21 protein-coding genes and 1 pseudogene are annotated in these 25,631 nt (G+C 68.2%); 9 read left to right on the forward strand and 13 right to left on the reverse strand.

What is annotated here, in order from left to right:
* The first annotated feature begins 3 nt into the window (after positions 1-3).
* Complete coding sequence (locus ACP693_RS15645; RefSeq protein ID WP_426020603.1) at positions 4-2,166, forward strand: protein-disulfide reductase DsbD family protein; 2,163 nt, start codon at positions 4-6, stop codon at positions 2,164-2,166.
* Between the two features lie 4 nt (positions 2,167-2,170).
* Here the strand turns inward: ACP693_RS15645 and ACP693_RS15650 are convergent, their stop codons facing one another.
* From ACP693_RS15650 to mutM, 5 genes are read right to left on the reverse strand one after another with little or no spacing between them, the layout of a single operon-like run.
* Positions 2,171-3,076, reverse strand: coding sequence for an alpha/beta fold hydrolase (locus ACP693_RS15650; RefSeq protein WP_426020604.1), 906 nt, complete (start codon positions 3,074-3,076; stop codon positions 2,171-2,173).
* A 52-nt stretch (positions 3,077-3,128) separates the two neighbouring features.
* Complete coding sequence (locus tag ACP693_RS15655; RefSeq protein ID WP_426020605.1) at positions 3,129-3,917, reverse strand: enoyl-CoA hydratase-related protein; 789 nt, start codon at positions 3,915-3,917, stop codon at positions 3,129-3,131.
* A 25-nt stretch (positions 3,918-3,942) separates the two neighbouring features.
* Entirely contained in the window at positions 3,943-4,425 is a 483-nt protein-coding gene (locus ACP693_RS15660; RefSeq protein ID WP_426020606.1) for a hypothetical protein, read from the reverse strand.
* 42 nt (positions 4,426-4,467) lie between these two features.
* The gene (locus tag ACP693_RS15665; protein WP_426020607.1) at positions 4,468-5,001 is read right to left on the reverse strand and encodes a DUF1697 domain-containing protein; all 534 of its coding nucleotides are present in this window, start codon (positions 4,999-5,001) and stop codon (positions 4,468-4,470) included.
* Positions 5,002-5,004: 3 nt separating this feature from the next.
* Entirely contained in the window at positions 5,005-5,868 is an 864-nt protein-coding gene (gene mutM, locus ACP693_RS15670; protein WP_426020608.1) for a bifunctional DNA-formamidopyrimidine glycosylase/DNA-(apurinic or apyrimidinic site) lyase, read from the reverse strand.
* A 667-nt stretch (positions 5,869-6,535) separates the two neighbouring features.
* Between mutM and ACP693_RS15675 the strand changes: the two are divergent.
* Together ACP693_RS15675 and ACP693_RS15680 are read left to right on the forward strand one after the other, a co-directional pair.
* A pseudogene (locus ACP693_RS15675) lies at positions 6,536-6,655 on the forward strand (phosphatase PAP2 family protein); the annotation flags it as partial.
* A 185-nt stretch (positions 6,656-6,840) separates the two neighbouring features.
* Positions 6,841-8,886 carry an OPT family oligopeptide transporter gene (locus ACP693_RS15680; RefSeq protein ID WP_426020609.1) on the forward strand — a complete coding sequence of 682 codons (2,046 nt, stop codon included), beginning with the start codon at positions 6,841-6,843 and terminating at the stop codon, positions 8,884-8,886.
* 145 nt (positions 8,887-9,031) lie between these two features.
* Here the strand turns inward: ACP693_RS15680 and ubiG are convergent, their stop codons facing one another.
* Entirely contained in the window at positions 9,032-9,847 is an 816-nt protein-coding gene (ubiG, locus tag ACP693_RS15685) for a bifunctional 2-polyprenyl-6-hydroxyphenol methylase/3-demethylubiquinol 3-O-methyltransferase UbiG (protein ID WP_426020610.1), read from the reverse strand.
* Positions 9,848-9,903: 56 nt separating this feature from the next.
* On the opposite strand from ubiG, the gene ACP693_RS15690 reads away from it, so the two are divergent.
* The 5 genes from ACP693_RS15690 (at position 9,904) to ACP693_RS15710 (ending at position 16,475) form a co-directional block, all read left to right on the forward strand.
* Positions 9,904-11,178: an aspartate kinase gene (locus ACP693_RS15690; protein WP_426020611.1), complete on the forward strand. Its 1,275-nt coding sequence runs from the start codon at positions 9,904-9,906 to the stop codon at positions 11,176-11,178.
* Positions 11,179-11,245: 67 nt separating this feature from the next.
* Positions 11,246-13,504, forward strand: a complete 2,259-nt coding sequence (gene ptsP, locus ACP693_RS15695; RefSeq protein ID WP_409719684.1) for a phosphoenolpyruvate--protein phosphotransferase — start codon at positions 11,246-11,248, stop codon at positions 13,502-13,504.
* 115 nt (positions 13,505-13,619) lie between these two features.
* A complete protein-coding gene (locus ACP693_RS15700; RefSeq protein WP_426020612.1) occupies positions 13,620-14,696 on the forward strand; it encodes a helix-turn-helix domain-containing protein in 1,077 nt (358 codons plus the stop codon).
* 48 nt (positions 14,697-14,744) lie between these two features.
* On the forward strand, positions 14,745-15,881 hold the full coding sequence (gene ispG, locus ACP693_RS15705) for a flavodoxin-dependent (E)-4-hydroxy-3-methylbut-2-enyl-diphosphate synthase (protein WP_426020613.1): 1,137 nt from the start codon (positions 14,745-14,747) through the stop codon (positions 15,879-15,881).
* A 156-nt stretch (positions 15,882-16,037) separates the two neighbouring features.
* On the forward strand, positions 16,038-16,475 hold the full coding sequence (locus ACP693_RS15710; RefSeq protein ID WP_426020614.1) for a translation initiation factor 2: 438 nt from the start codon (positions 16,038-16,040) through the stop codon (positions 16,473-16,475).
* 61 nt (positions 16,476-16,536) lie between these two features.
* Here the strand turns inward: ACP693_RS15710 and ACP693_RS15715 are convergent, their stop codons facing one another.
* Genes ACP693_RS15715 through ACP693_RS15725 form a run of 3 tightly spaced genes read right to left on the reverse strand, consistent with a single transcriptional unit; the run spans position 16,537 to position 18,478 of the window.
* Positions 16,537-17,313: a sulfite exporter TauE/SafE family protein gene (locus tag ACP693_RS15715; protein ID WP_426020615.1), complete on the reverse strand. Its 777-nt coding sequence runs from the start codon at positions 17,311-17,313 to the stop codon at positions 16,537-16,539.
* Positions 17,314-17,347: 34 nt separating this feature from the next.
* Complete coding sequence (locus ACP693_RS15720) at positions 17,348-17,788, reverse strand: RrF2 family transcriptional regulator (RefSeq protein ID WP_426020616.1); 441 nt, start codon at positions 17,786-17,788, stop codon at positions 17,348-17,350.
* Between the two features lie 60 nt (positions 17,789-17,848).
* Positions 17,849-18,478, reverse strand: coding sequence for a response regulator (locus ACP693_RS15725; protein ID WP_426020617.1), 630 nt, complete (start codon positions 18,476-18,478; stop codon positions 17,849-17,851).
* 206 nt (positions 18,479-18,684) lie between these two features.
* Here ACP693_RS15725 and prfA point away from each other — a divergent pair, with 206 nt between their 5' ends.
* Positions 18,685-19,752 carry a peptide chain release factor 1 gene (gene prfA / locus ACP693_RS15730; RefSeq protein ID WP_135194440.1) on the forward strand — a complete coding sequence of 356 codons (1,068 nt, stop codon included), beginning with the start codon at positions 18,685-18,687 and terminating at the stop codon, positions 19,750-19,752.
* On the opposite strand, the gene ACP693_RS15735 is transcribed toward prfA, so the two are convergent.
* From ACP693_RS15735 to ACP693_RS15750, 4 genes are all read right to left on the reverse strand, one after another.
* Complete coding sequence (locus ACP693_RS15735; RefSeq protein WP_426020618.1) at positions 19,753-20,046, reverse strand: hypothetical protein; 294 nt, start codon at positions 20,044-20,046, stop codon at positions 19,753-19,755.
* A gap of 209 nt (positions 20,047-20,255) precedes the next feature.
* Complete coding sequence (locus ACP693_RS15740) at positions 20,256-20,867, reverse strand: glutathione S-transferase family protein (protein WP_426020619.1); 612 nt, start codon at positions 20,865-20,867, stop codon at positions 20,256-20,258.
* A 57-nt stretch (positions 20,868-20,924) separates the two neighbouring features.
* The gene (odhB, locus tag ACP693_RS15745; RefSeq protein WP_426020621.1) at positions 20,925-22,463 is read right to left on the reverse strand and encodes a 2-oxoglutarate dehydrogenase complex dihydrolipoyllysine-residue succinyltransferase; all 1,539 of its coding nucleotides are present in this window, start codon (positions 22,461-22,463) and stop codon (positions 20,925-20,927) included.
* Between the two features lie 43 nt (positions 22,464-22,506).
* Positions 22,507-25,521, reverse strand: a complete 3,015-nt coding sequence (locus ACP693_RS15750; RefSeq protein WP_426020622.1) for a 2-oxoglutarate dehydrogenase E1 component — start codon at positions 25,519-25,521, stop codon at positions 22,507-22,509.
* Positions 25,522-25,631 lie beyond the last annotated feature (110 nt).

A 25,631-nucleotide genomic window follows, 5' to 3' on the forward strand; every position in this document is an offset into this window, starting at 1 on the left:
CCTTTGCGTCCCCTCGCCTTTCTCGCCGGTCTGTTGCTGTGCCTGCTGTCGCTCTCGACAATTCAGGCCCAGCCGGTCCAGAGCCAGCCTTCCGGCCTCGTCGCCTTCGGCCCACAAAGCACCGTGCGGATCGAGGCCGAACTGGTCCCGATGTCGCAGTGGGTCGCGCCCGGTTCGACCACCGTGGTGGCCGTGCGCCAGAAGATCGCGCCGGGCTGGCACACCTATTGGCGCAATCCGGGCGACAGCGGCGGGGCGACCAGCCTGGTCTGGACCCTGCCCGACGGCGTCACGGCCGATCCGATCCTGTGGCCCCTGCCCAGCCGCCAGCGGCTGATGAGCCTGATGAACTACGGCTATTCGGGCACGGTCCTGCTGCCCGTGCCGATCCATGTGCCGGCGTCAGCGCGGCCGGGCGAGGTGCTGACCCTGACGACGGACGTGCTGTTCCTGGTGTGCAGCGACCAGATGTGCGTGCCCGAGCCGCTGACCCTGTCGCTGGCCCTGCCGGTGCGCGAAGGCGCCGCGCCGCTGGCGAAACCGTGGGGCGGCGAGATCGAACGGCTGGGCGAGACCGCGCCGCGCCCGGCCGGCATCGAGGCGCGCGTCACGGCGGAAGCCGGCAAGCTGATCCTGACCGCGACGGGCGGACCTCTGGCCGGCGCCGACATCGGCCAAGTCTATTTCTACCCCTATGAGGGCGGACGGATCGACCATGCCGCCGCCCAGCCGGGAACCCGAGGCCCCAACGGCGTGAGCGTGACGCTGACCTCCGGTCGAGAGGCGGCGACGGCGCCGCTGGCCGGCGTCCTGGCGACCGACAAGGGCGCGTGGGAAATCACGGCCCAGCCCGGTCCGCCGCTGGCTGGCGCGCAGGGACAGGGCGCATTGGCGCCGCTGGACGAGGCGACATCGGCGCCGGCCAGGACAGGCGTCCTGGTCTTCCTTCAGGCCCTGGGCCTCGCTCTGCTGGGCGGGCTGGTGCTGAACCTGATGCCGTGCGTCTTCCCCGTCCTGGCGATGAAGGCGGCGTCGCTGTCGGCGGCGGCGCACGATCCGGCGCGGGCGCGGCGCGACGGCCTGGCCTTCACCGCCGGGGTGCTGGTCAGCTTCCTGGTGCTGGCGGGGGCGCTGCTGGCGCTGAGGGCGGCGGGTCAGGCGATCGGCTGGGGGTTCCAGCTTCAGTCGCCGGGCGTGGTCGCGGCCCTGGCCCTGGTCATGCTGCTGGTCGGGCTGAACCTGTCGGGCGTCTTCCATGTCGGCGCAGGGATGCAGAACGCCGGGTCGGGGCCGCTGTCGCGCCTGCCCGGCGCGGCGGGCGCCTTCTTCACCGGCGTTCTGGCCGTGGTGGTCGCGGCCCCCTGCACCGCACCCTTCATGGCGGCGGCCCTGGGCGCGGCCCTGGTCCTGCCGTGGCCGATGGCGTTGGCGGTGTTTCTGATGCTGGGGCTGGGTCTGGCCCTGCCCTATCTGGCGATCAGCCTGTCGCCGGGACTGTTGTCGCGCCTGCCTCGGCCGGGCGTTTGGATGGAGCGGCTGAAGGGTCTGCTGGCCTTCCCCATGTACGGGGCGGCGCTGTGGCTGCTGTGGGTGTTCACGCGACAGGGCGGGGTCGATGCCCTGGGCCTGCTGCTGACGGCGGCGCTGCTGCTGGCTTTCGCTGCCTGGCTGCTGGGACTGGCCCAGGCCGCCCGCCAGCGGGGCGAGCGGCCCGTGCTGGCCACGATCTGCGCGACCGTCGCCGGTGTCATGGCCATCGGGTTGGCCGGCGCTGCGGCGAGCGCCGCGCGCGATGCCGACGCCGCGCCCCAGGGCGAGCGCGGCCCCCTCGCCGCCCAGCCCTGGTCTGTCGAGGCAGTAGCCCAGGCGACGGCGGCGGGGCGGCCAGTGCTGGTCAACCTGACCGCCGACTGGTGCGTGACCTGCAAGATCAACGAGCGGGCGGCCCTGTCTTCGCCCCGCGTCGCCAAGGCGATGACGCAGGCGAACGCCGCCTATCTGGTCGGCGACTGGACCCGCCGCGACGACGCCATCACGCGGGAACTTCAGGCGCACGGCCGCTCGGGCGTGCCGCTGTATCTGTTGTATCGACCCGGTCAGGCCGAGCCGGAGATCTTGCCGCAACTGCTCACCGAAGGCGTCGTGATCGACGCGCTGACGAAGTGACGAGTCAGCTCAGGAACCGCTGAACCGCCGCCAGGAACCGCTGGGGCTGTTCGATCATCACCTGATGCTGGGCGCCTTCGATCCGTTCGAAACGCGCGGTGCGCGGCAGGCCCTGGAAGCCGTAGCGATACAAGCCTTCCAGCCGATTGCGGGGGGCCTCGGTGTCGCGGGTCCAGCCATAGACCACCGTCACCGGGGCGGTGATCTGGGACAGACGTGGGCGCAGGTCCACAGTCAGGGCTTCATACAGGCCTTGGGCCAGGACGCGCCGGTCGCCGCCCTGAAGACCCAGCCCCTGGAACACCATGTCGCCGGCCAGACCCATGTCCACGCCAAAGGCCGCGACCTGGGACTTGAGCGCCTGATCACCGAACAGAAGCAGGGCCTGATAGCCCAGCCGCGCCAGGGGCTCGACCTGGGCCGACGTCGCGCGGGCGTCCACCAGAGACGGGAAGAAGGGCGAGGAATCGACCACCATCACCCGCCCGATGCGGTCGCCCATGTCGGCGGCGACGCGCAGGGCGATCTGACCGCCCAGCGAATGGCCGATCACGGCGGGGCGGTCGATCCGCTGTTCGCGGATATAGCGTTCGATCTCGCTGGCGGCCGGCCCGGCGAGACCGCCGCCGACATTGTCACCGATGTCGGTTTCGCCGAAGCCGCGCACGGTGACCAGATGCACGCGGTAGCGGTCATCCAGCCGATCCGCCGTCGAGCGCCAGGCCGACCCCGTCGAGCCCAGGCCGGGGATGAAGATGATGTCCGGCCCAGTCCCGCGCGTCTCGACGATGATGCGGCTGGAACTGAAGGCCGGCGCCTGTACCGCAATCTGGGCCTGGCCTTGGGCCTGGACGGCGGCGGGGGCGAGAACGCACAGGGTCGCGACGAGCGAAACGAAGAGACGGATCATCATTCGCCCCTAACGCCCGATCACGGCGATCGGTTGACGACGCGCTTGCGGCTTATCGCCCCTTGAAGTCCGGTTTGCGCTTTTCGACGAAGGCGGACATGCCCTCCTTCTGGTCCTCGAAGGCGAACAGGGAGTGGAACAGGCGGCGTTCGAACTGGACGCCTTGCGTCAAGGTGGTCTCCAGCGCGGCGTTGACCATCTCCTTGTTGGCCATGACCGCCAGCGGGCTTTGCGAGGCGATCCTGGCGGCGATCTTGCGCGTCTCGTCCATCAGGGTCTCGTGCGGGAAGACGCGGGAGGCAAGACCGGCGCGTTCCGCCTCGGTCGCGTCCATCATGCGGGCGGTCAAGACCATGTCCATGGCCTTGGACTTGCCGACCAGACGGGTCAGGCGCTGCGAACCGCCGATGCCGGGGGCGACGCCGAGGTTGATCTCGGGCTGGCCGAACTTCGCCTTGTCCGACGCCACGATGAAGTCGCACAGCATGGCCAGCTCGCAACCGCCGCCCAGGGCGAAGCCGTTGACCGCGGCGATGATCGGCTTGCGGAAACGGGTGATGCGGTCGTGGCCGAGGGCGAAATAGTTGCCCGTGTACATCTGGGCGTAGGTCTGGTCCGCCATCTCCTTGATGTCGGCGCCGGCGGCGAAGGCCTTTTCGCCCGAGCCGGTCAGGATGAGGCAGCGCACGCCGTCGTCGTGCTCGACGCTGTCGAGGAAGTCGGCGAGGTCCTTGAACAGGGCCGAGTTCAGGGCGTTCAGCGCCTCGGGCCGGTCCAGGGTCACCACCGCATAGCCGTCGGCGTGGCGTTCGATCAGCAGATTGGAATAGGTCTCGGCCATGGTCGGTCTCCTCTTTCGGCCCGGTCTAACGTCTGGCGCGCAGCAGGGCGAGCGTCATGGAAAAACGGATCAGCTCCGACACCACCACGCAGCCCATCAGGCCATTGGCGATCAGCACCAGCAGATTGGCGGGCGTCGCCGCCGCCAGTAGCCGCGCCGTGGCGGATTCGCCGATCCAGCCGACGATGAACAAGACGGCGGCGACCACCGTGACCATGCCGATCAGCGCCATCAGCGAGATATGGCTGGCCTGCAGCGAAGCCTTGCGCTCGGCCGCGCCCTCGCGGGTGTCGGCGTGCGGCAGCAGACGGGCGATCAGGGTCAGCACCCCCTCTGCGATCCCGATCAGCAGCAGGCCGAACAGGAACAGCCCGCCCATCTCGCCGGCGAAGCCCGTCGTCTTCAGGTCGCCGACCCGAACGCGTTCGAGCAACTGCCAGACATAGAGCCCCCAGACGCCGAGCGTCGTGACGATAGCGATCCACAGATGTTGCTGGCGCAAGGTCATGGAACGATCTGGCACGAAATCGGCGTCGAGATGAAGGCGTCTCTACAGCCCGACCATGGCGGCCAGCTTCTGCACCGTGTTCCAGTTGCGGCCTGTGCCGACGCCGATCAGGCGCGGCTGGGCCTTTTCCGCCATCTTCGACCGGCCCAGGCCGTCGGGATGCCAGAAGAACAGGTCGCCGCCGACAGGCTCGATCCGTTCGTCGCCGGCCGCGAAGCCGCGCAGCGCCTCGACCGCGCCGTCCTTGATCCCCGCCTTCATCACCATGACCAGCCGTTTCGAGCCGTCGAGACCGGCCTCGTCCGCAAACGGATTGGAAGCCATCAATGCCGCCCATTGCACAGGCGTGCGCACGATCACCTCGATGGGGCGGCCGAAATGGGCGGCGATCCCCTGCTCCAGCCGCGCCTCGACATCGGCCGGTTCGGCGTCGCTTTCGACCACCAGATTGCCGCTGGCCAAGAGGGTACGCGGATTGGCGAAACCGGCCTCGATGGCGATGGTCTTCAGCTCGGCCATCGGGACCTTGACCCCGCCGACATTGACGCCGCGCAACAGGCAGATGCGGTCGCTCATACCTTACGCCTTCTGGCAGGAGGGGCAGTAGAATGTCGAACGCCCGCTCTGGACGATGCGGGCGACGACGCCGGTGCATTTGTCGCCTCTGCACGGTTCGCCCTCGCGGCCATAGACGTCGAACCGGTGCTGGAAATAGCCCTGGCCGCCCTCGGCGTTGGCGAAATCGCGCAAAGTCGAGCCGCCCGCCGCGATGGCGTCGTTCAGGACGTTGCGGACCTCGGCCGCCAGTCGTTCCAGCCGCGCCTTCGACACCTTGCCGGCCGCGACCAGGGGCGAGATGCGGGCGCGATACAGCGCCTCGCAAACATAGATATTGCCCAGGCCGGACACGATCCGCTGATCCAGCAGGCTGACCTTGATGTTCTGCTTCTTGCCCGCGAACGCCTCGACCAGATGCGCGCCGGAAAAGCCGTTGCCGAGCGGCTCGGGGCCCAGGCCGGCGAACCAGGGATGGGTCTCGACCTGGTCGGTGGGGATCAGGCCCATGAAACCGAACCGGCGGGCGTCGGCGTATCCGATGCGGGTCGCGGCGCCGTCGCGGATGGCGCAGCCGCTGAAATGTTCGTGCTTGCCGGCGATGGGCGCGGCCTCCTCGAACTCGCCCAGCAGAGTTCCGTCCAGGGTGAAGCGGCCGGTCATCCCCAGATGGGTGATCCAAGTCTCGCCGGTCGACAGCGGCATCAGCAGATATTTGGCGCGGCGGTCGATCCGCTGGACCGTCGCCCCCTCCAGCCGTTCCACGAACCGCTCGGGGAAGGGAAAACGCAGGTCGGGTCGGTTGATCCTGACCCGCGACAGCCGCGCGCCCTCCAGCACCGGCGTCAGGCCGCGTCGGACGGTTTCGACCTCGGGAAGTTCAGGCATGAGACGGTCCTAGACCGCCCGTGCGGCGCCGCCAAGTCAGGTCGGACATCATGTGGTCGTCGCAAGATCGACACGGCGGCGACACGCCTTGAGGGCATGGAGGGCGGACGACGATCCGGGGGGGGGCGATCATGACGGACTTCACCGCCGACGCCATCCCGCCGACCCTGCGAAAGCCTGTCGCCTTTCGATGGCGGATACGGCTGTCCAGCGAGGAGACGGCCATCCTCGCCGCCGCCGCCATCGTGGGACTGAGCGCCGCCTTTTTGCTGTTCCCCGGCGTGGACCTGGCGGTTAGCGGCCTGTTCCACCGGACGCGCGACGGCTTCTATCTGTCGCACGATCCGATGCTGCGCGCCCTGCGCAAGAGCTCGACCCTGGTGATGTCGCTGATGCTGCTGGCGGCGGTCGGGCGGTGGATCTGGCGGTTGCTGCGGCGGCGAAAGGCCGATCTGGCGGGGCGCAGGGCCCTGTTCGTGATCGCGGGTCTGGCCCTGGGGACGGGACTGGTGGTCAACGGCCTGTTCAAGGACATCTGGGGTCGGGCGCGGCCGATCGACGTGCGGGTCTTCGGCGGCGACGAGCTCTTCACCGCCGCCTGGCTGCCCAGCACGGCCTGTCAGTCCAACTGTTCCTTCATCTCGGGCGAGGGGTGGGCGCGGCCTGGATGGTGGCGGCCGCCCTGGTGCTGGCGCCGCGTCGCTGGCGGCCTGTCGCGGGAGGGCTGGCCCTGGCCTACGCCGTCAGCCTGTCGGCCAACCGCATCGTCTTCGGCGGCCATTTCCTGTCGGACGTGCTGCTGTCGTGGGCGGTGACGGCCCTGGTGCTGGCCCTGCTTTATCGCGGCCTGAAGATCGCGTCGGCGGCGCTCCGACGGCGCAAGCTCCGCGTCCTGAACATCGCGATCGCCTGAGACCCGTTGCCGCCTGCGACATAATGCGCTTACGTCCGCGCGAACGTGGGAATTCGCCGATGACAGACGCTGCCGCCGCCCCCAAGGGTCGGCTTGAACTCACCCTCCGCGCCCTGGTGCTGGGCGTTTTGCTGGCGGTGGTCTTCACCGCCGCCAACACCTATCTGGGCCTGAAGGTGGGCCTGACCTTCGCCTCGGCCATTCCCGCGGCGGTCATTTCGATGGCGATCCTGCGCGGTTTCCGCACCTCGACCATTTGGGAGAACATGACCGTCCAGACCGTCGCCTCGGTCGGCGGCGCCATGAGTTCGATCATCTTCGTCCTGCCCGGCCTGGTGATGATCGGCTGGTGGCTGGAGTTTCCGTTCTGGGAATCGACCCTGATCTGCATCTTCGGCGGCATCTTGGGGGTGACCTTCTCCATCCCGCTGCGACGCGCCCTGGTGACCAACGGCGGCCTGCCCTACCCCGAAGGCGTCGCCGCCGCCGAGGTGCTGAAGGTCGGCTCGCGCGGCGCCGAACAGACCGAAAGCGCCGTGCGCGAGAACAAGTCCGGCCTGTGGGCCGTGGTCGCCGGCGCCGTGGTGTCGTCGGGTTACGCCCTGCTGGTCGCCGGCCGGGTCTTCGCGGGCGAGGCGGCCAAGTTCTTCAAGCTCCCGGCCGCCCTGGGCGGTGGCGCCACCGGCGTCGGCTTCGGCATGCAGTTTGCGCTGCTGGGCGCCGGGCACCTGATCGGCCTGACGGTCGGCCTGGCCCAGCTGTTCGGTCTGATCCTGGCCTGGGTCATCGCCGTGCCGATCCTGACCAGCCCCGACACCATCGCCTGGCTGACCTCGCACGGTCTGCCCTCGATCGCCGCGACCCTGCCCGCCGGAACGCCGGCCGAGGAACTGGCCATGACGGTCTGGAGCCGCGAGGTCCGCTTCATGGGCGCCGGCGTCATCGGCGTGGCGGCGATCTGGACCCTGATCAAGCTGGCCGGCCCGCTGATCGGCGGCCTGACCTCGGCCTTGGCGGCCCAGTCCAAGCGTTCGCACGGCGAGGTGCTGGAACGGACCGAACAGGACATTCCGATCAAGATCGTCGGCGCCGTGTCGGTGGCGGCCCTGATCGCCATCGCCGGTCTGCTGACCTGGATCGCCCTGGCCTCGCCGACGCTGGCGGCCTCCGCGCCCCTGCTGGTCATCGGCGGCCTGGTCTATGTGGTGCTGATCGGTTTCGCGGTGGCAGCCATCTGCGGATACATGGCCGGGCTTATCGGCTCTTCGAACAGCCCGGTGTCCGGCGTTGGCATCCTGGCCATCATCGTGGCCTCGCTGCTGATGCTGGGCGTGATGAAGATCGCGGGCGTGCCGGCCGACGGCTCCATCATCGCCTTCGCCCTGATCGTGACGGCGGTGGTGTTCGCGGTCGCCGTCATCGCCAACGACAACCTTCAGGACCTGAAGACCGGCCAGCTGGTCGATGCCACGCCGTGGCGCCAGCAGTTGGCCCTGATCGTCGGCGTCATCGCCGGCGCCCTGGTCATCCCCTTCATCCTGAACAAGTTGAACGGCGCCTTCGGGTTCGAGGGCGGCCCTCCCGGCATCGCCAACGAGCCGCTGGCGGCCCCCCAGGCGACCCTGATCTCGGCCCTGGCGCGCGGCGTCATAGGCGGCGACCTGCGCTGGGACCTGATCGGTCTGGGCGCCGTGATCGGCGTGGTCATCATCGTGCTGGACGCTGTCGTGTCCAAATCGACCAAGGGCAAGATCAAGCTGCCGCCCCTGGCCGTGGGCATCGGCTTTTATCTGCCGGCGGCCGTGACGACCATGCTGGTCATCGGCGCCGTGGTCGGCTGGGTCTATGACAAGGCGGTCAAGACGACCCGGTTCGCCGACGTGGCGCGCCGCATGGGCGTGCTGCTGGCGTCCGGCCTGATCGTGGGCGAGAGCCTGTTCGGCGTCTTCTACGCCAGCGTCATCGTCGGCACGAACAGCGAAGCGCCCTTCGCCATGATCCCGGAAGGCTCCGGCTGGCCCGCCATGCTGGCCGGGATCGTCGTCTTCGCGGCGGCGGTGTTCGCCCTCTACAGCTGGACGCGCAAACGGGCCGAGAAGGTCTGATTTTCTCCCTCCCCTTCATGGGGAGGGACGATCGCGAAGCGATCAGGGTGGAGCTGGAGAGGGCGAGCGCGAAGTCCTTACGGCCCCACCCGGGCTCCGCTCCGCTTCGCCGTCCCTCCCCATGAAGGGGAGGGAGAGGACCGGGTCAGCTTCGCGTGGCGACCATCATATAGTTGATGCCCGCGTCGTCGGTCTGACTCCAGCGGTCGTGCAGCGGGTCGTAGTTGAGACCGTAGGGCCCTTCGACCGTCACCGGCTCGGCCGCCAGCATCGACCGGATCTCTTCGGGTTTCAGGAACTGGCGCCAGTCGTGCGTGCCCGCCGGCACCCAGCGCAGGATGTATTCCGCCGCCACCTTGCCCAGGGCCAGGGATTTCAGCGTGCGGTTCAGGGTGGCCACCATCATCACCCCGCCCGGCCGGACCAGGCGCGAACAGGCGCGCACGAAGGCTTCAGGGTCGGCGACGTGCTCGATCACCTCCATGGTCAGGACCACGTCGAACGGCCCCGCGCCCTCGGCCTCGATCTGTTCCACCGTGGCGGCGCGATAGGCGATGTCCAGGCCGACCATCTCGGCATGGGCGCGCGCCGTGCCGATGTTCTCGGACGAGGCGTCGATGGCCGAAACTTCAAAGCCCATCCGCCGCATCGGCTCGGCGATCAGTCCGCCGCCGCAGCCGACGTCCAGCAGGGTCAGGCCCTCGAAGGGCGCACGCGCCTTAGGATCGCGGCCCAGCCGGGTGCAAAGCTGATCGCGGATCAGGGCCAGACGCGCCGGATTGAACCGGTGCAGAGGCGCGAACGGCCCCTTCGCATCCCACCATTCGGCCGCCTGGGCCGAGAACCGGGCCACGTCGGCGGGGTCGATCGATGCGCCGAATGCGCCTTCGGACGAATTTTGCGAAAAACCATGCCCTTCGCGGGGTAGGCGAGACGGTGCGGCGTCGCTAGAAGCGGTCATGACGCGAGGGATGAACCTTCGCGCCCTTTCACGCAAGCAGGGGGCGGAACGCCACGATGACGCGGCCCGATAGCACACGACTGGTGATGAAGTTCGGCGGCACCTCGATGGGTGATCTCGAACGGATTCGTCGCGCGGCGCGGATCGTCGCTGCCGAGGCCGCCTCGGGCAAGAAGATCGCCGTCGTCGTTTCCGCCATGGCGGGCAAGACCAACGAACTGGTCGCCTGGACCGACGGCGCCGGACCGGCCGCTGCCGGCCTTCCCCTGTCGGACGACGAATATGACGTGGTGGTCGCCTCAGGCGAGCAGGTCACCGCTGGTTTGCTGGCCCTGACCCTGCGCAACATGGGCCTCAACGCCCGGTCGTGGATGGGCTGGCAGGTGCCGATCATCACCGACGACGCCCACGCCCGCGCCCGTATCATCGACATCCCCGGCGAGAAGCTGGGCGCCGCCGTCGATTCGGGCGAGATCGCCATCGTCCCCGGTTTCCAGGGCGTGACGACGGACGGCAAGATCACCACCCTGGGCCGGGGCGGATCCGACACCTCGGCGGTCGCCGTGGCGGCCGCCCTGGGCGCGCCGTGCGACATCTACACCGACGTGGACGGCGTCTATACGACCGACCCGCGCATCGAGAGCCGCGCGCGCCGCCTGGCCAAGGTGTCGTACGAAGAGATGCTGGAGATGGCGTCACTGGGCGCCAAGGTGCTGCAGACCCGCTCGGTCGAGCTGGCCATGGCCAAACAGGTGCCGGTGCGCGTGCTGTCTAGCTTTATTGAACCCGACGCAAATGGCGTCATGCCCGACAAGGGTGGAACCCTGATCTGCGACGAGGAGGAGATCGTGGAAAAACGTATCGTGTCCGGTGTGACCATGAGCCGTGACGAGGCCCGCATCACCCTGCTGGGTCTGTCCGACCGCGTGGACGCGCCCGCCGACGTCTTCACGCGGCTGGCCGAGGCCAACGTCAATGTCGACATGATCGTGCAGAGCCAGTCGCGCACGGCCGGCACCGTCAACCTGACCTTCACCACGGGCCGCCGCGACGCCGTGCGCGCCGCCGAGCTGATGACGGCCAGCCAGGCGCAACTCGGCTTCGAGGAGATCCGCATCGACGAGGACGTGGCCAAGGTGTCGGTCGTCGGCGTCGGCATGCGCAGCCATGCGGGCGTCGCCCAGCTGATGTTCCGGGCCCTGGCCGACAAGGGCGTCAAGTTCCAGGCCATCTCGACGTCGGAAATCAAGATCAGCGTGCTGATCGACGCCGCCTATGCGGAGCTGGCGGTTCGGGCGCTGCATTCGGCTTACGGCCTGGACGCGGTATAGGTGATCTGAACAGGGCGCCTATATCCACGAAAAGGGCGCGGGAGACATGATGCCGGCAGGCGGCGCGATGACCAGGGGACCTCGGATCCTCCTGCGCCAGATCCGCGAGGCTCTGGGCGGGGCCGGCGCAGGCGCGACCCCGGCGCAGGACCGCCTGAACATGGTGGTCAGGATCATCGCCCGGTCGATGGTCGCCGAAGTCTGCTCCATCTATCTGCGCCGCGCCTCGGGCGAGCTGGAGTTGTTCGCCACCGAAGGCCTGAACCCGGACGCCGTCCACAACACCCGCCTGCGGCCCGGCGAGGGCCTGGTGGGCGAGGTGGCGCGGATGGCCCAGCCGATCAGCCTGTCGGACGCGCCGTCGCACCCGTCCTTCTCCTATCGACCGGAAACGGGCGAAGACCCCTATCACGCCTTCCTGGGCGCCCCCCTGCTGCGCGGCGGCCGGGCCATCGGCGTTCTGGTCGTCCAGAACCGCACCGAGCGGCGCTATGACGAGGAAGAGGTCGAGGACATCCAGACCATCGCCATGGTCCTGTCCGAGACGGTGTCGTCCGGCGAACTGCTGGCCCTGGACGAGTTGCGCGACGTCGAGCTGGCGCCCCACCGGCCCGAGCGGCTGAAGGGACAGAAGTTCTCGGACGGCCTGGCCTTCGGCCATGTGGTGCTGCACGAGGCGCCGCTGCCCCCTGAAAAGCTGCTGTCCGAAGATCCGGCGATGGAGGAGGCGCGGCTGAAGCTGGCGCTCGCCACGCTGAAGACCGGCCTGGACGTCATGCTGGACAAGGGCCAGGGCCTGGCCGGTCCCTCGTTCGAGGTGCTGGAGACCTATCGCATGTTCGCCGACGACCGGGGCTGGAACCGGTCGCTGGAAGAGGCGGTGCGCAACGGCCTGACGGCCGAGGCGGCGGTGGACCGGGTGCGTAATGAACACCGCGCCCGCTTCGCCCAGGCGCGCGACCCTTATATCCGCGAGCGGCTGCACGACTTCGAGGACCTGGCGAACCGGCTGTTGCGGGTGCTGGCGGGCGACAAGCCGGGCGAGCGCGAACTGCCCGACGACGCCATACTGGTGGCGAGGAACCTGGGCCCCGCCGACCTGCTGGAATATCCGCGCGACAAGCTGAAGGGCCTGTTGCTGGAGGAAGGCTCGGCCGCCAGCCACGCCGCCATCGTAGCCCGCGCGCTGCAAATCCCTTGCGTCGGTCGCCTTATGGGCCTGCGCGACCGGCTGTCGGAAGGCGACATGGTCATCGCCGACGGCGAGACCGGCGAGACCTATCTGCGGCCCCGCCCCGACATGCTGGAGGCCGTGCAGTCGCGCATGGCCGTGCGCGAACAGCGCCAGGCCGAGTTCGCCCAGCTGCGAGACGTGCCGGCCGTCACCCTGGACGGTCAGCGGATCACGGTCCTGACCAATGCGGGTCTCGCCGTTGATCTGGAGAACATGGCTGAGACCGGCGCCGAGGGCATCGGCCTGTTCCGCACCGAGTTCCAGTTCATGGTCTCGGACGAACTGCCCCGCCTGAACGCCCAGACGGCGCTGTACAAGCTGGTGCTGGACGCGGCGGGCGACAAACCCGTCACCTTCCGCACCCTGGACATCGGCGGCGACAAGGTCCTGCCCTATCTGGAGGCCGAGCGCGAAGAGAACCCGGCCCTGGGCCGCCGCGCCATCCGCCTGGGCCTGGATCGGCCGTCTCTGTTGCGGATGCAACTTCGTGCGCTGCTGGCGGCGGGGGCTGGCCGCGAGCTGAGGGTCATGTTCCCGATGATCGCCACGGTGGACGAGTTCCGGGCCGCGCGCGAACTGGTCGATATCGAATGCGCCTGGGCCAAGCGTCGCGGGCGCGCCTTGCCGGCCCTGCTGCGTGTCGGAGCCATGGTCGAATGCCCGTCGCTGCTGTGGCACCTGGACGCCCTGTTGCCGCTGACGGATTTCGTCTCCATCGGCACCAACGACCTGTTCCAGTACATGTATGCCGCCGACCGGACCAATCCGCTGGTCTCGGACCGTTACGACCCCCTGTCGCCGCCGACCTTGCGCGCGCTTCAGTCGATCCAGAAGGCCTGCGCCGACACGGGCACGCCGGTGTCGATCTGCGGCGAACTGGCCGGACGTCCGCTGGAGGCCTTCGCCCTGATCGTCCTGGGGTTCACGCGTCTGTCGGCGCCGGCGGGCGGGGTCGGGCCGGTCAAGCGGATGATCCTGTCGGCGGACCTGAGCGCGGCGCGGCGCGGCATGGCCAATCTGCTGAACCTGTCCACCGGCTCGGTGCGCAACGAGATAGAGTCCCTGGCGCGCAAGCTGAACGTCGCGGTCTGATTTCGGCGACGGCGACGGGCCACGCGCGGCGTTGCTGGCAGGCCCGCAATCGTCTATCTCCGGCGACATAGACGGCGCTCGGGCGCAGTGTTTCCCGAACATGGGGTCAGGCCTAATGGCGCTGAATGCGGGGCCCGCCCCCGACGCGATCAAGACCATATCGGACGGGCAGGATCCGACGGCCGAGTTCGCCGGCGCCGCGAGCCTGGGCGAGGGCCTGCGTCATGCGCGCGAGCGGTCGGGCAAATCCCTGGCCGAGCTGGCCGCCGAGACCAAGGTGCATCGCCGCTTTCTGACCGCCCTGGAACAGAACGACTGGTCGTCCCTGCCCTCGCGCGTTTTCGCCCTGGGCTATGTGCGGGCCTATTCCTCGGCCCTGTTCCTTGACGAGCAACTGGCGGTCGAGCGGTTCAAGCGCGAAAGCCCCGACACCTCGGTGCCGCTGAAGGCGCCCATCGGCATCGCCTTCGAGGACGTGAAACGCCATTCGCCGCGCATCGTCGCCGGCGTCATCGCCGTGGTGGTCGCCGTCATTGGCTGGAACGTGTTCCAGCGCGCCAGTCTGCACCAGGCGGCGCACCCGTCCGACATCGCCGCCGTGCCCAAGACCTGGGTCAGCGGGGTCGATCCCGATCCGCAACTGGCCCTCAGCGCACCCATGGCGGCGCCGCCCGATCAGACCACGCCCCAGCTCTACATCACGCCCGGGCTTGAGGCCCAACTGACCGGCGTCGATCCGACCGATCCCGCCGTCATCGCCGCTGCCGCCAATCCCGAGCCGGTTCAGAAGGCCTTCAACCCGCGCGGCGCCGTCTACGGCGCCCCGGCCAACGCGTCGATGGTGGTGATCCAGGCCAAGACGGCCGGCGCCCTGGTCGTGCGGCTGGGCGACGGGCAGGCCCTGTTTGCGCGTCAGATGGCGCCGGGCGAGGCCTGGCGGGCGCCGATCGGCGTGGCGGCGACGGTGGACGTGTCCGATCCAGCCGCCTTCGACCTCTATCTGAACGGAGAGTATGGCGGGCCGCTGGCTGGCGTGCTGACGCCGCTGGCCCAGTTGAACAGCCGCGCCGACCAGGCCGCCAAACAGCTGGCGGCGACCCAGGCGCGCGCGCAGGTCGAGGCCCAGGCGGCGCAGGCCCGAGCCCAAACGCAGGCCTCCGCCCCGTCGCCAACGCCTGCGACGCCGAACTGAGTCGTCGGCCGTGGTCCCGCCGTCATCATCGGCCTATATGATGCTTCCATGAGCGATCACACGCACGTCCGACCCTGGCGCCATATCGAGCGCCGCAAGAGCCGCCAGATCCGCGTCGGCTCTGTTCTCGTGGGCGGCGACGCCCCGATCAGCGTCCAGTCGATGACCAATACGCCGACGACCGATGCGGCGGCGACGATCGACCAGATCCGCCAGCTGGAAGAGGCCGGGGCCGACATCGTGCGCGTCTCCTGCCCCGACGTGGAATCGACCGCCGCCTTCAGGACCATCGCCCGCGAGGCCAAGGTCCCCTTGGTCGCCGACATCCATTTCCACTACAAGCGCGGCATCGAGGCGGCCGAGGCGGGCGCCGCCTGCCTGCGGATCAATCCGGGCAATATCGGTTCGGCCGACCGGGTCCGCGACGTGATCCAGGCGGCCAAGGACAACGGCTGTTCGATGCGGATCGGCGTCAACGCCGGCTCGCTGGAAAAGGAGCTGCTGGAGAAATACGGCGAGCCCTGCCCTGATGCGATGGTCGAGAGCGCGCTGAACCACGCCCGCATCCTGCAGGATCACGACTTCCACGAGTTCAAGATCTCGGTGAAGGCGTCCGACCCCTTCCTGACCGTCGCCGCCTATCAGCAACTGGCCGAAGCCATCGACTGCCCGCTGCACCTGGGCGTGACCGAGGCGGGGCCGCTGCGCACCGGCACGATCAAGTCGGCCATCGGCATGGGCAATATGCTGTGGGCCGGGATCGGCGACACCATCCGCGTGTCCCTGGCCGCCGATCCGGTCGAGGAGATCAAGGTCGGCTTCGACATCCTGAAGTCGCTGGGCCTGCGTCACCGGGGCGTGAATATCATCGCCTGCCCGTCCTGCGCGCGTCAGGGCTTCAACGTCATCGAGACCGTGACCCTGCTGGAAGAGAAGCTGGCCCACATCTCGACGCCGATGAGCCTGTCGGTGATCGGCTGCGTCGTGAACGGACCGGGCGAGGCCCTCTATACCGACATCGGCTTCACCGGCGGCGGCAAGGGCGCGGGCATGATCTATCTCAACGGCAAGATCGCCCACAAACAGGCCAACGACGGCATGATCGACCACATCGTCGACCTGGTCGAACAGAAGGCCGCCGAACTGGACGCCGCGAGGGCGGCGGAGCTTCAGGCGGCGGAATAGGCCGACCTCCTCCGGTTGTGAAAATCTGACACATTTCACAGACCCGTGATTGACGGAGTTCGTCCGCCGTGCGACCCCTGCGTCAGGTTCGGCCGGGGGGCCGGCCCATAATCCACTGAGGGGCCTATGATTTCCAGAACTTCCGCATGCCTTGGCGTGCGTCTGCTCGCGCTTGCCGGCGTGGCGCTGTCGCTGCCTGCCTGCGCCACCGTGACGCGTGGCTCCAGCCAGCAGTTCACGGTCGAGAGCACGCCTCCGGGCGCCCAGGTCAGCACGTCCAATGGCTTCGAATGCCAGGCGACGCCCTGCACCTTCCGCATGCCGCGCAAGGACGGCTTCCGCATCACCGTGGCCAAGGACGGCTATGTCGCCCAGACCCATGAGATCACCAGCAGCGTCTCCGGCGCCGGCGGCACGGCCATGGCGGGCAACCTCCTGATCGGCGGCATCATCGGCGGGGCCATCGACGCGACATCCGGCGCCATGAACGACCTCAAGCCCAATCCACTGGTCGTGACCCTGCGAACCCCGGCTGAAGAAGCCGCTGCGGCTCGCACGCCGGCCCCGACGACGGGCGCCGCCGGCGACCAATAGTCCGACACCGGCTCATGACAATGAAGCGGCGGCGGGTGCGAACCCGCCGCCGCTTTTCGTTTCAGATGATCTTGAACAGCCGCAACGCCTGATAGCCGGCAGACAGAAGCACCACGGCGCCGACGCCGTAGGTCAGCACCCGGCGCGGGGCGATGCGGGCGACGATCCCGGCGAAAGGCGCCGCAATCAGGCCGCCGAGGATCAGGCCAAGCACCGCCATCGCATGGCTCGATATGCCCTCGGCCTCCTGCCAGTGGCCGGTCAGCAAGGCGGCGAGGAAGGTCGCCGAAATGGCCGAGGTGACGAAGAACTCGGCCGTGTTGGTGGTGCCGATGGACAAGCGGGGATCCTGACCCGTTCCCACCAGGGTGGTGGTGACGGTGGGCCCCCAGCCGCCGCCGCCGATGGCGTCGAAGAAGCCGCCGACCAGGCCCAGAGGTCCGGCGAATTTGCGCGGGAAGATCCGTTCGCGCGTCTGACGCGTGGCGCGCCAGATGATCACGACGCCCATGACAGCCAGATAGGTGGTGATCCAGGGCTTCAGCAGATCACCGTCGATGCTGGTCAGGACGAAGGCCCCCAGGCCGCCCCCCACGACGCCGCCCAGGGCCAGGGGCACGAACAGCTTCCAGTTCACATTCTTGTTGACCGTGTGCGACCCGGCCGAGGCCGCCGTGGTGAAGACCTCGGCCGCGTGGACGCTGGCCGACGCCGTCGCGGGCGGCACGCCGAACGACAGCAGCACGGTCGAAGAGATGACGCCGTAGGCCATGCCCAGCGCCCCATCCACGACCTGGGCCAGGAAACCGACGAGGAGGAACAGAAGGAAGTCTTGCATGGGCGGCCCCTGAAACGCGGACGAACGGTGCGGTTTATTTCCCTAGTCGGTCAATAGGAGAAGAACTGGCGGCGGCTTGCAGAAGGGTTCTTGCCTCGAACACGGCCGCGATGGCGTCGCGACCGTCCTGAAGCACGGGTTGAAGCGGACAGGTCTCGACATCCGGGCAGGTCTCGCACGGGCCATAGGCGGTGCGAGAGGCGCAAGGCGCGAGAGCCAGCGGCCCTTCCAGCGCCCGGATCACGTCGGCGAAGCTGATGGCGTCGGCGGGCGCCGCGAGCGCATAGCCGCCCGCTCTGCCGCGTTTCGACACCAACAGATGCTGACGGCGCAGGTCCAGCAGAATGGCCTCCAGAAACTTGCGCGGGGCCGCCGCCGCATCGGCGATCTCGGCGATGGTCGCGGGTCCGCCACCGGGAAGACCCGCCAGATGGACCATGGCGCGCAGGGCGTAGCGAGACCGGTTCGACAGCATGGTCCGTGATCGCCCGCCCGGAGGCCGGACGCAAGACGCCGTTCGCCGGTGCGGACGATCTCAGCCCGAGCGGCCCAGACGGGCCACGGCCTCCAGGATCTGGGCGCCGTTGTAGGGTTTCAGCACCAGGGCCTCGGCCATGTCGGCGTTTCGGGCGGCGGCGGCGACGTCGCCGGAGATGAAGATGACCCGCACGTCCCAACGCCCGGTCAGCACCTGGGCCAGTTCGACGCCGGTCATCTCGCCCGACAGATTGATGTCCAGCAGGGCTGCGTCGATGCTGTGGAGCGCCGCCGCCGCCTCGGCCGCCGCCGCGTCGTGGAAGGGGCCGACGACGCTGTGGCCCGCCTCGGTCAGCAGTTCGGTCAAGGAGGCGGCGGCGTCGGGATCGTCCTCGACCACCAGCAGGGTCAAGGCCTCGGCGTCGGTCGGCGACGCGGCGTCCAGCGGCGCCTGGCGGGTGACGACGGCGCGCAGGTCGCGCCAGACCTCGGTCGAGGGACGGTCGGTGTCCAGGTCGTAGATGGCGGCCATGGCGTTCAGCTCCCGGGCGTCTTCAGGTGAGAGCTCTCCGCCGGTCTCGACCAGGCGGGTGTCGTACAGGCGACAAAGGCGTTCGACGCTGCCGTCAAAAGGATCGGTTTCGGGTTGAGCCCTATCGGGTCCAGACGGGGGCGGGTGGTCGAACATGCGTCCTCCTCACGGTTGCCTATTCAGGGTGCTGGGCGCCAGCTAAACGGTTGCATCCCTCTTCGTAACCGCCCTGACGCCATCGTGACCCTGGCGTCATCGTCGATCACAAGGGCGGCGCCCGGCGCTCGCCGCGGGTTGCAATCGACACGACCGCGCCCGGCGGGTAAGGACGGCCCTTCGCTTTTCCTCAGGATATTTCCGCCTTGCGACTGCCCCAGGCCCGTCTCGATCAAGTGCTCGACCGCTTCCATGAGGTGGAGGCGCGAATGAGCGCGGCGACCGACGGCGTCGAGATCGTGCGCCTGTCCAAGGAACATGCCGAGCTGAAGCCGGTCGCCGACGCGGTTCAGGGGCTGGCCCGCGCCCGCGCCGAAATGGCGGACCTGGAAGCCATGACGGCCGATCCCGAAATGGCGGCGATGGCGCAGGACGAGCTGCGGACGCTGGGCGAGCGCCTGCCGGATCTGGAGCGCGAGGTCGCCCTGCTGCTGGCGCCGCGCGACGCCGACGAGAACGCCTCGGCCGTGCTGGAAGTGCGCGCGGGCACCGGCGGCGACGAGGCGGCCCTGTTCGCGGGCGACCTGTTCCGCATGTATTCGCGATACGCCTCCACGCGCGGCTGGCGGGTCGAGCTGGACTCGGCGACCGAGGGCGACGCCGGCGGCTACAAGGAAATCATCGCCACCGTCACCGGCGACGGCGTGTTCGGCCGGCTGAAGTTCGAGAGCGGCGTCCACCGGGTGCAGCGGGTGCCGACGACCGAGTCGCAGGGGCGCATCCATACCTCGGCGGCGACCGTGGCGGTCCTGCCGGAGGTCGAGGACGTCGAGATCGAAATCCACGACAAGGACATCCGCATCGACACCTTCCGCGCCTCCGGCTCGGGCGGCCAGCACGTCAACACCACCGATTCCGCCGTGCGCATCACCCACCTGCCCACCGGCATCATGGTGACCTCATCGGAGAAGTCCCAGCACGTCAACCGCGACAAGGCGATGAAGAACCTGCGCGTGCGCCTGTACGACATGCAGCGCCAGGCCAAGGACCTGGCCCGGTCCGATACGCGCAAGTCCCAGGTCGGGTCGGGCGACCGGTCGGAGCGGATCCGCACCTACAACTATCCGCAAGGCCGGGTCAGCGATCACCGCATCAACCTGACCCTGCACAGCCTGCCTCAGATCATGGAAGGCGACATCGACCCCCTGCTGAACGCCCTGATCGCCGAGGATCAGGCCGCGCGCTTGGCGGACCTGGAAGCCGAGTTCGGCTGATCAGCCCAGCACGCCCGCGACCGGCAGCCACAGCACCAGGCCGGTGGCGGCGGTATAGCCCGCAAAGGCGTGGACCGAACGCCGACGGCCGGAGGCGGCCGGATCGTTCAGATCGGAACGGCTGGCCCAAAGCAGATAGGCGGCCTGGATCGCCCATCCCGCCAGGAAGGCGACGACGGCCCAGGCGCTGAGCGCCGCCAGCGCCGCGCCGGACGCCAGGACCAGCACCCCGCCCAGGGCGATCACCCCGTCAGCGACCTGTTCGGCCGTGGGAACGGAAATCAGGCCGGACAAGGCCCGTTGAAGACGCCAATTGAGCCAAGCCTGATACAAAAGCATCAGTCCGCCCAAGACGTAAAATACCCCTATCGCGCGTGCCGCCCACTCCATGGCAGGAATAAGGCACCATTTTCGGCCGTTGTAATCGCGGAAAATGCGCGGCGATCTGGATCGTTAACGACCGGCGCAAAATAGACACAACCGATGGTATCCCACACCGCGCGCTAGGCCTTGGCGGCCAGGGCGCGTTGGACGGCGGGGCGGGCCTGCATCCGTTCGAAATGGGCCTGGGCCCTGGGGAACTCGGCGATATCGACGCCGTCGGTTTCCAGCCAGCCTGCGAAGGTGAACAGATAGGGGTCCGCGACCGTATAGGCGTCGCCCATGACCCAATCGCCGGTCAGATCGTCTTCGATCAGGGCGAAGCCGTCGCGCATGTTCTGCGTCACCTTGGCGGCCATGGTCGCCTGGGCGGCGGCGTCATCGCTCCAGCGCGAAGCCCGCCGTCCATGGGCGTGGGCCACGTGGATGGTGGTGGCCAGATAGAGGTTGAAGGCCTGCATCCGCGCAAAGGCGAAGGGATCGGTCGGCACCAACAGGCCCTCAGGCGCGAGCGCGGCGATATGGGCCAGGATGGCCGGGCTTTCGGTCAGCACGCCCTGATCGGTCGCCAGGGCCGGCACGCGGCCCTTGGGATTGATCGCCAGATAGTCCGGCTCGCGTTGTTCGGACTTCGAGAAGTCGAGCAGCCGGACCTCGAAGTCCAGGCCGGACTCCTCCAGCGCAATGTGGCTGGCGCGGCTGCACGAGCCAGACGACGTATACAGGGTCAGCATCGGCGAACCTCGCGTCAAAGAAAAAGGCGGCGAGATCGTCGCCGCCTTTCAGGGTCTTTACAGGTCGAGCAAGGCCCGCGCCGGATCTTCCAGCAGTTCCTTGACCCGGACCAGGAAGGTCACGGCTTCCTTGCCGTCCACGATGCGGTGATCGTAGCTGAGGGCCAGATACATCATCGGGCGGATCTTGACCTCGCCATTGATGGCCATCGGGCGCTGGACGATGTTGTGCATGCCCAGGATGCCCGACTGAGGCGCGTTCAGGATCGGCGTGGACATCAGCGACCCATAGGTGCCGCCGTTGGTGATGGTGAAGGTGCCGCCCTGCATCTGATCCATGGTCAGGTCGCCGTCGCGAGCGGCCTTGCCCAAGGCGCCGATGCCTTTTTCGATGCCGGCGAGGGTCAGGGTGTCGGCGTCGCGCAGGACCGGAACCACCAGACCCTTGTCGGTGCCGACGGCGACGCCGATGTCATAGTGGTTCTTGTAGATGATGTCCGTGCCGTCGATCTCGGCGTTGACGGCCGGGATCTCGTGCAGGGCCGCGACGACGGCCTTGGTGAAGAAGGACATGAAGCCCAGCTTCACGCCGTGGCGCTTCTCGAACACGTCCTTGTACTGGGCGCGCAGGGCCATGACGTTGGTCATATCCACCTCGTTGAAGGTGGTCAGCTGGGCGGCCGTGTTCTGCGATTCCTTCAGGCGGCGGGCGATGGTCTGACGCAGGCGCGTCATCTTCACCCGCTCTTCGCGCGGCTGGTCGGCGCGGGGGGCGGCAGGCGCAGCGGCGGCGGCCGGAGCAGCAGCCTGGCCGATGGCGGCGATGGCGTCGGCCTTGGTGATGTTGCCCTTGGGCCCGGTGGCGGTGATGGCCTTGGGGTCCAGATTGTTCTCGCCAACGACGCGCTGGACGGCGGGCGACAGGGTTTCGTTCTTGGCGCCCGAAACCTGGGCCGAGCCGGTGTTGGCCGCGGCGGCGGCGGCGGCGGCAGGCGCCGGAGCCGCAGCCGGTGCAGCGGCGGCCGAGCCGGAACCCGAGATCGAGCCGATCTTCTGGTTCGGGGTGACGGTCGCGCCTTCGTCGGCGGCGATGGTCAGTACGCCGTCAGCCGGGGCCGACACCTCGACCGCGACCTTGTCCGTCTCGATCTCGACCAGCAGTTCGTCCTTCTTGACCGCATCGCCGGACTTCTTGAGCCACTTGCCCACCGAACCTTCGGCGACGCTCTCGCCCATGACCGGCACCATGATGTCGATGGCGGCGGCGGCCGGAGCCGCAGCAGCGGGGGCCGACTTGGTCTCAGCCTTGGCGGCCGGTGCGGCCTTGGCAGCTTGAGCGGGGGCAGGAGCGGCGGCGGACGCGCCCTCGGTCACCGAACCCAGGATCGTGCCGGGAACGACGTTGTCGCCCTCGGCCGCCTTGATGTCGCCCAGCACGCCCTCGGCGGGCGATACGACTTCCAGCGAGACCTTGTCGGTCTCCAGCTCGACCAGCAGTTCGTCCTTCTTGACCGGATCACCGACCTTCTTGGTCCACTTCGCGATGGTGGCTTCGGTGACGGATTCACCGAGGGCGGGGGTCAGGATGTCGGCCATGTCAGGTCCAGCTCGTCTCTAGGTCGGTCTTTTTATACGTGTATCAGGCGAAGGCTTCGGTCGTGAAGGCGTCGAGTTCCTTCAGGTGCCGGCTCATCAAACCGGCGGCGGTCGAGGCGGAACCGGGACGGCCGACGTAGCGGGCGCGCTTGGAGGCGACGTCCAGCTTGTCGAGCGTCAGCTCCAGCCACGGATCCACGAAGGTCCAACCGCCCATGTTCTTCGGCTCTTCCTGGCACCAGACCACCTCGGCCTTCGGGAAGCGGGCCAGTTCCTTGCGCAGGGACTGGATCGGCCACGGATAGAACTGTTCCAGACGCAGGATATAGACGTCGTCCACGGCCTGGCCGTCCTTGGCCTTCTTCTCGCGCGCGTCCAGCAGGTCGTAATAGACCTTGCCCGAGCACAGGATGACGCGGCGGATGTCCTTGTCCGCCTTGATCGTGATGCCGGCGATCTCGGGCCGCGTCTGGGCGTCGTCGTGCAGGACGCGGTGGAAGGCCGAGCCCTCCGCCAGGTCCGCCATGGACGAGACCGCCTTCTTGTGACGCAGCAGCGACTTGGGCGTCATCAGGATCAGCGGCTTGCGGAACGGCCGGTGCATCTGGCGACGCAGGATGTGGAAATAGTTGGCCGGGGTGGTGCAGTTGGCGACCTGCATATTGTCTTCGGCGCACTGCTGGAGGAAGCGCTCCAGACGGGCCGAGGAGTGTTCCGGTCCCTGGCCCTCATAGCCGTGCGGCAGCAGCATGGTCAGGCCGCTCATCCGCAGCCACTTGCGTTCGCCCGAAGAGATGAACTGGTCGATCACCACCTGGGCGCCGTTCACGAAGTCGCCGAACTGAGCTTCCCACAGGACCAGCGTATTGGGGTCGGCCAGCGAATAGCCGTACTCGAAGCCCAGCACCGCCTCTTCCGACAGGGCAGAGTCGATCACCTCGAAATTGGCCTGGCCTTCGCGCAGGTTGTTCAGCGGGATGTAGCGTTCTTCGGTCGTCTGATCGATGATGCCCGAGTGACGTTGCGAGAAGGTGCCGCGCACCGAATCCTGACCCGACAGACGGATCGGGAAACCTTCGTCGACAAGGCTGGCGAAGGCCAGGCTCTCGGCCGTGGCCCAGTCCAGACCCTGGCCCGAGGTGATGGCTTCACGGCGACCGTCGATGACGCGTTTCAGCGTCTTGTGCATGTCGACGCTGTTCGGGATGGTGGTCAGGCGGTGACCCAGGTCGGTCAGCTTGGCCAAGGGCACGGCCGTGTCGCCGCGCAGCTCGTCCTTGGGCGCCTGGAAGCCCTGCCATTGTCCGTCCAGCCAGTCGGCCTTCTCGGCGGACCAGGTCTTGCCGGCCTCGAACTGCTCGTCGAGGAATTTCTCGAACCGCTCGACCTCGGCGTCCACGTCGGCCTGGGTGATCACGCCTTCGGCCACCAGACGCTGCGAATACAGTTCGCGGGTCGAGGGCTGGGCGCGGATCTTCGAATACATCAGCGGCTGGGTGAAGGTGGGATCGTCGCCTTCGTTGTGGCCGAAGCGGCGGTAGCAGAACATGTCCACCACCACGTCCTTGTGGAACTTCTGGCGGTATTCGGTAGCCACCTTGGAGGCGAAGACGACCGCTTCGGGGTCGTCGCCGTTGACGTGGAAGATCGGGGCCTGAACCATCAGGGCCACGTCCGACGGATAGGGCGACGAGCGCGAGTTGCGCGGGCTGGTGGTGAAGCCGATCTGGTTGTTGATGACGAAGTGAAGCGTGCCGCCGGTGCGGTAACCCTTCAGCCCCATCAGGGCGAAGCATTCGGCGACCACGCCCTGGCCGGCGAAGGCGGCGTCGCCGTGGATCAGCAGGGGCACGACCTTGGAGCGGTCCAGGGCCCACTGGCCTTCCGGCACGCCTTCGTTGGCCTCGCGGATGTCGAACGCCTGTTTGGCGCGCGCCTTGCCCAGGACGACCGGGTTGACGATCTCAAGGTGCGACGGGTTGGCGGTCAGAGACAGGTGGACGTGGTTGCCGTCGAACTCGCGGTTCGAACTGGCGCCCATATGATATTTGACGTCGCCCGAGCCCTCGATGTCGCTCGGTACGGCCGAACCGCCCTGGAACTCGTGGAAGATGACCTTGTAGGGCTTGCCCATCACGGCGGCGAGCACGTTCAGGCGGCCGCGGTGGGCCATGCCCAGCACGACCTCATCGACTCCCAGCGAACCGCCGCGCTTGATGACCTGCTCCAGCGCGGGGACCATGGCCTCGCCGCCGTCCAGGCCGAACCGCTTGGTGCCGGGGAAGCGCTTGTGCAGGAAGCGTTCGAAGCCCTCGGCCTCGACCAGCTTGGACAGGATGGCCAGCTTGCCTTCCTTGGAGAAGGCGTTCTGCTCGAACTTGTCAGGCCCCTCGAACCGCTGCTGCAGCCAGGATTTCTCTTCCGGCTCGGCGATATGCATGAACTGGATGCCGACCGTGCCGCAATAGGTGCGCTTCAGGATGTCCAGAACTTCGCGGATCGTGCCGGTCTGAAGGCCCAGCACGCCGTCCAGGAAGATCGGACGGTCCAGATCTGCGCCGCTGAAACCGTAGAATTCCGGCGTCAGTTCCGGGTTCTCGACCGGCTGTTCGATGCCCAGCGGGTCCAGCTTGGCCTGCAGGTGGCCGCGCACGCGATAGCTGCGGATCAGCATCAGGGCGCGGATGGAATCATGGGCGGCGGCGCGGATGACGTCGGCCGAGACGTCGGCGGGCGCAGCCTTGGCGGCCGGAGCGGCCGGCGCGGCGCCGGGCTTCTTGGGATCGGGCTTGGGAGCCGGCCAGCGGCCGTCGAAGACGCCGGTCTCCTCGGTGGGCTCGGTCGCCACGCCCCGGCCCCAGCTTCCCGCTCCCGCCGAGGCGGTCACCAGCGCGGCGTTGTCGCGCAGTTGGTCGAAGAAGGCTTTCCATTCCGCCGAGACGGAGCCGGGGTCTTTCGCCCACTTCTCCTGCAGCTCCTCCACATAGGCCGCATTGGACCCGTAGAGGAATGAGGTCTCGGCAAAGACCTGGTTCAGCCGACCGGCATCGTCCGCCATCGTTTCGCAATCCCTGGGCCCCGACGGACACATCTCCGTGAGGGGCGCGCCCGTCATATAGGCGTCGTTTCCTTATGGGTCATGACCGAAACGGGGCAATTCGGTGAGAA

The organism is Brevundimonas sp. TWP1-3 (assembly GCF_049896085.1).
Lineage (GTDB): Bacteria > Pseudomonadota > Alphaproteobacteria > Caulobacterales > Caulobacteraceae > Brevundimonas.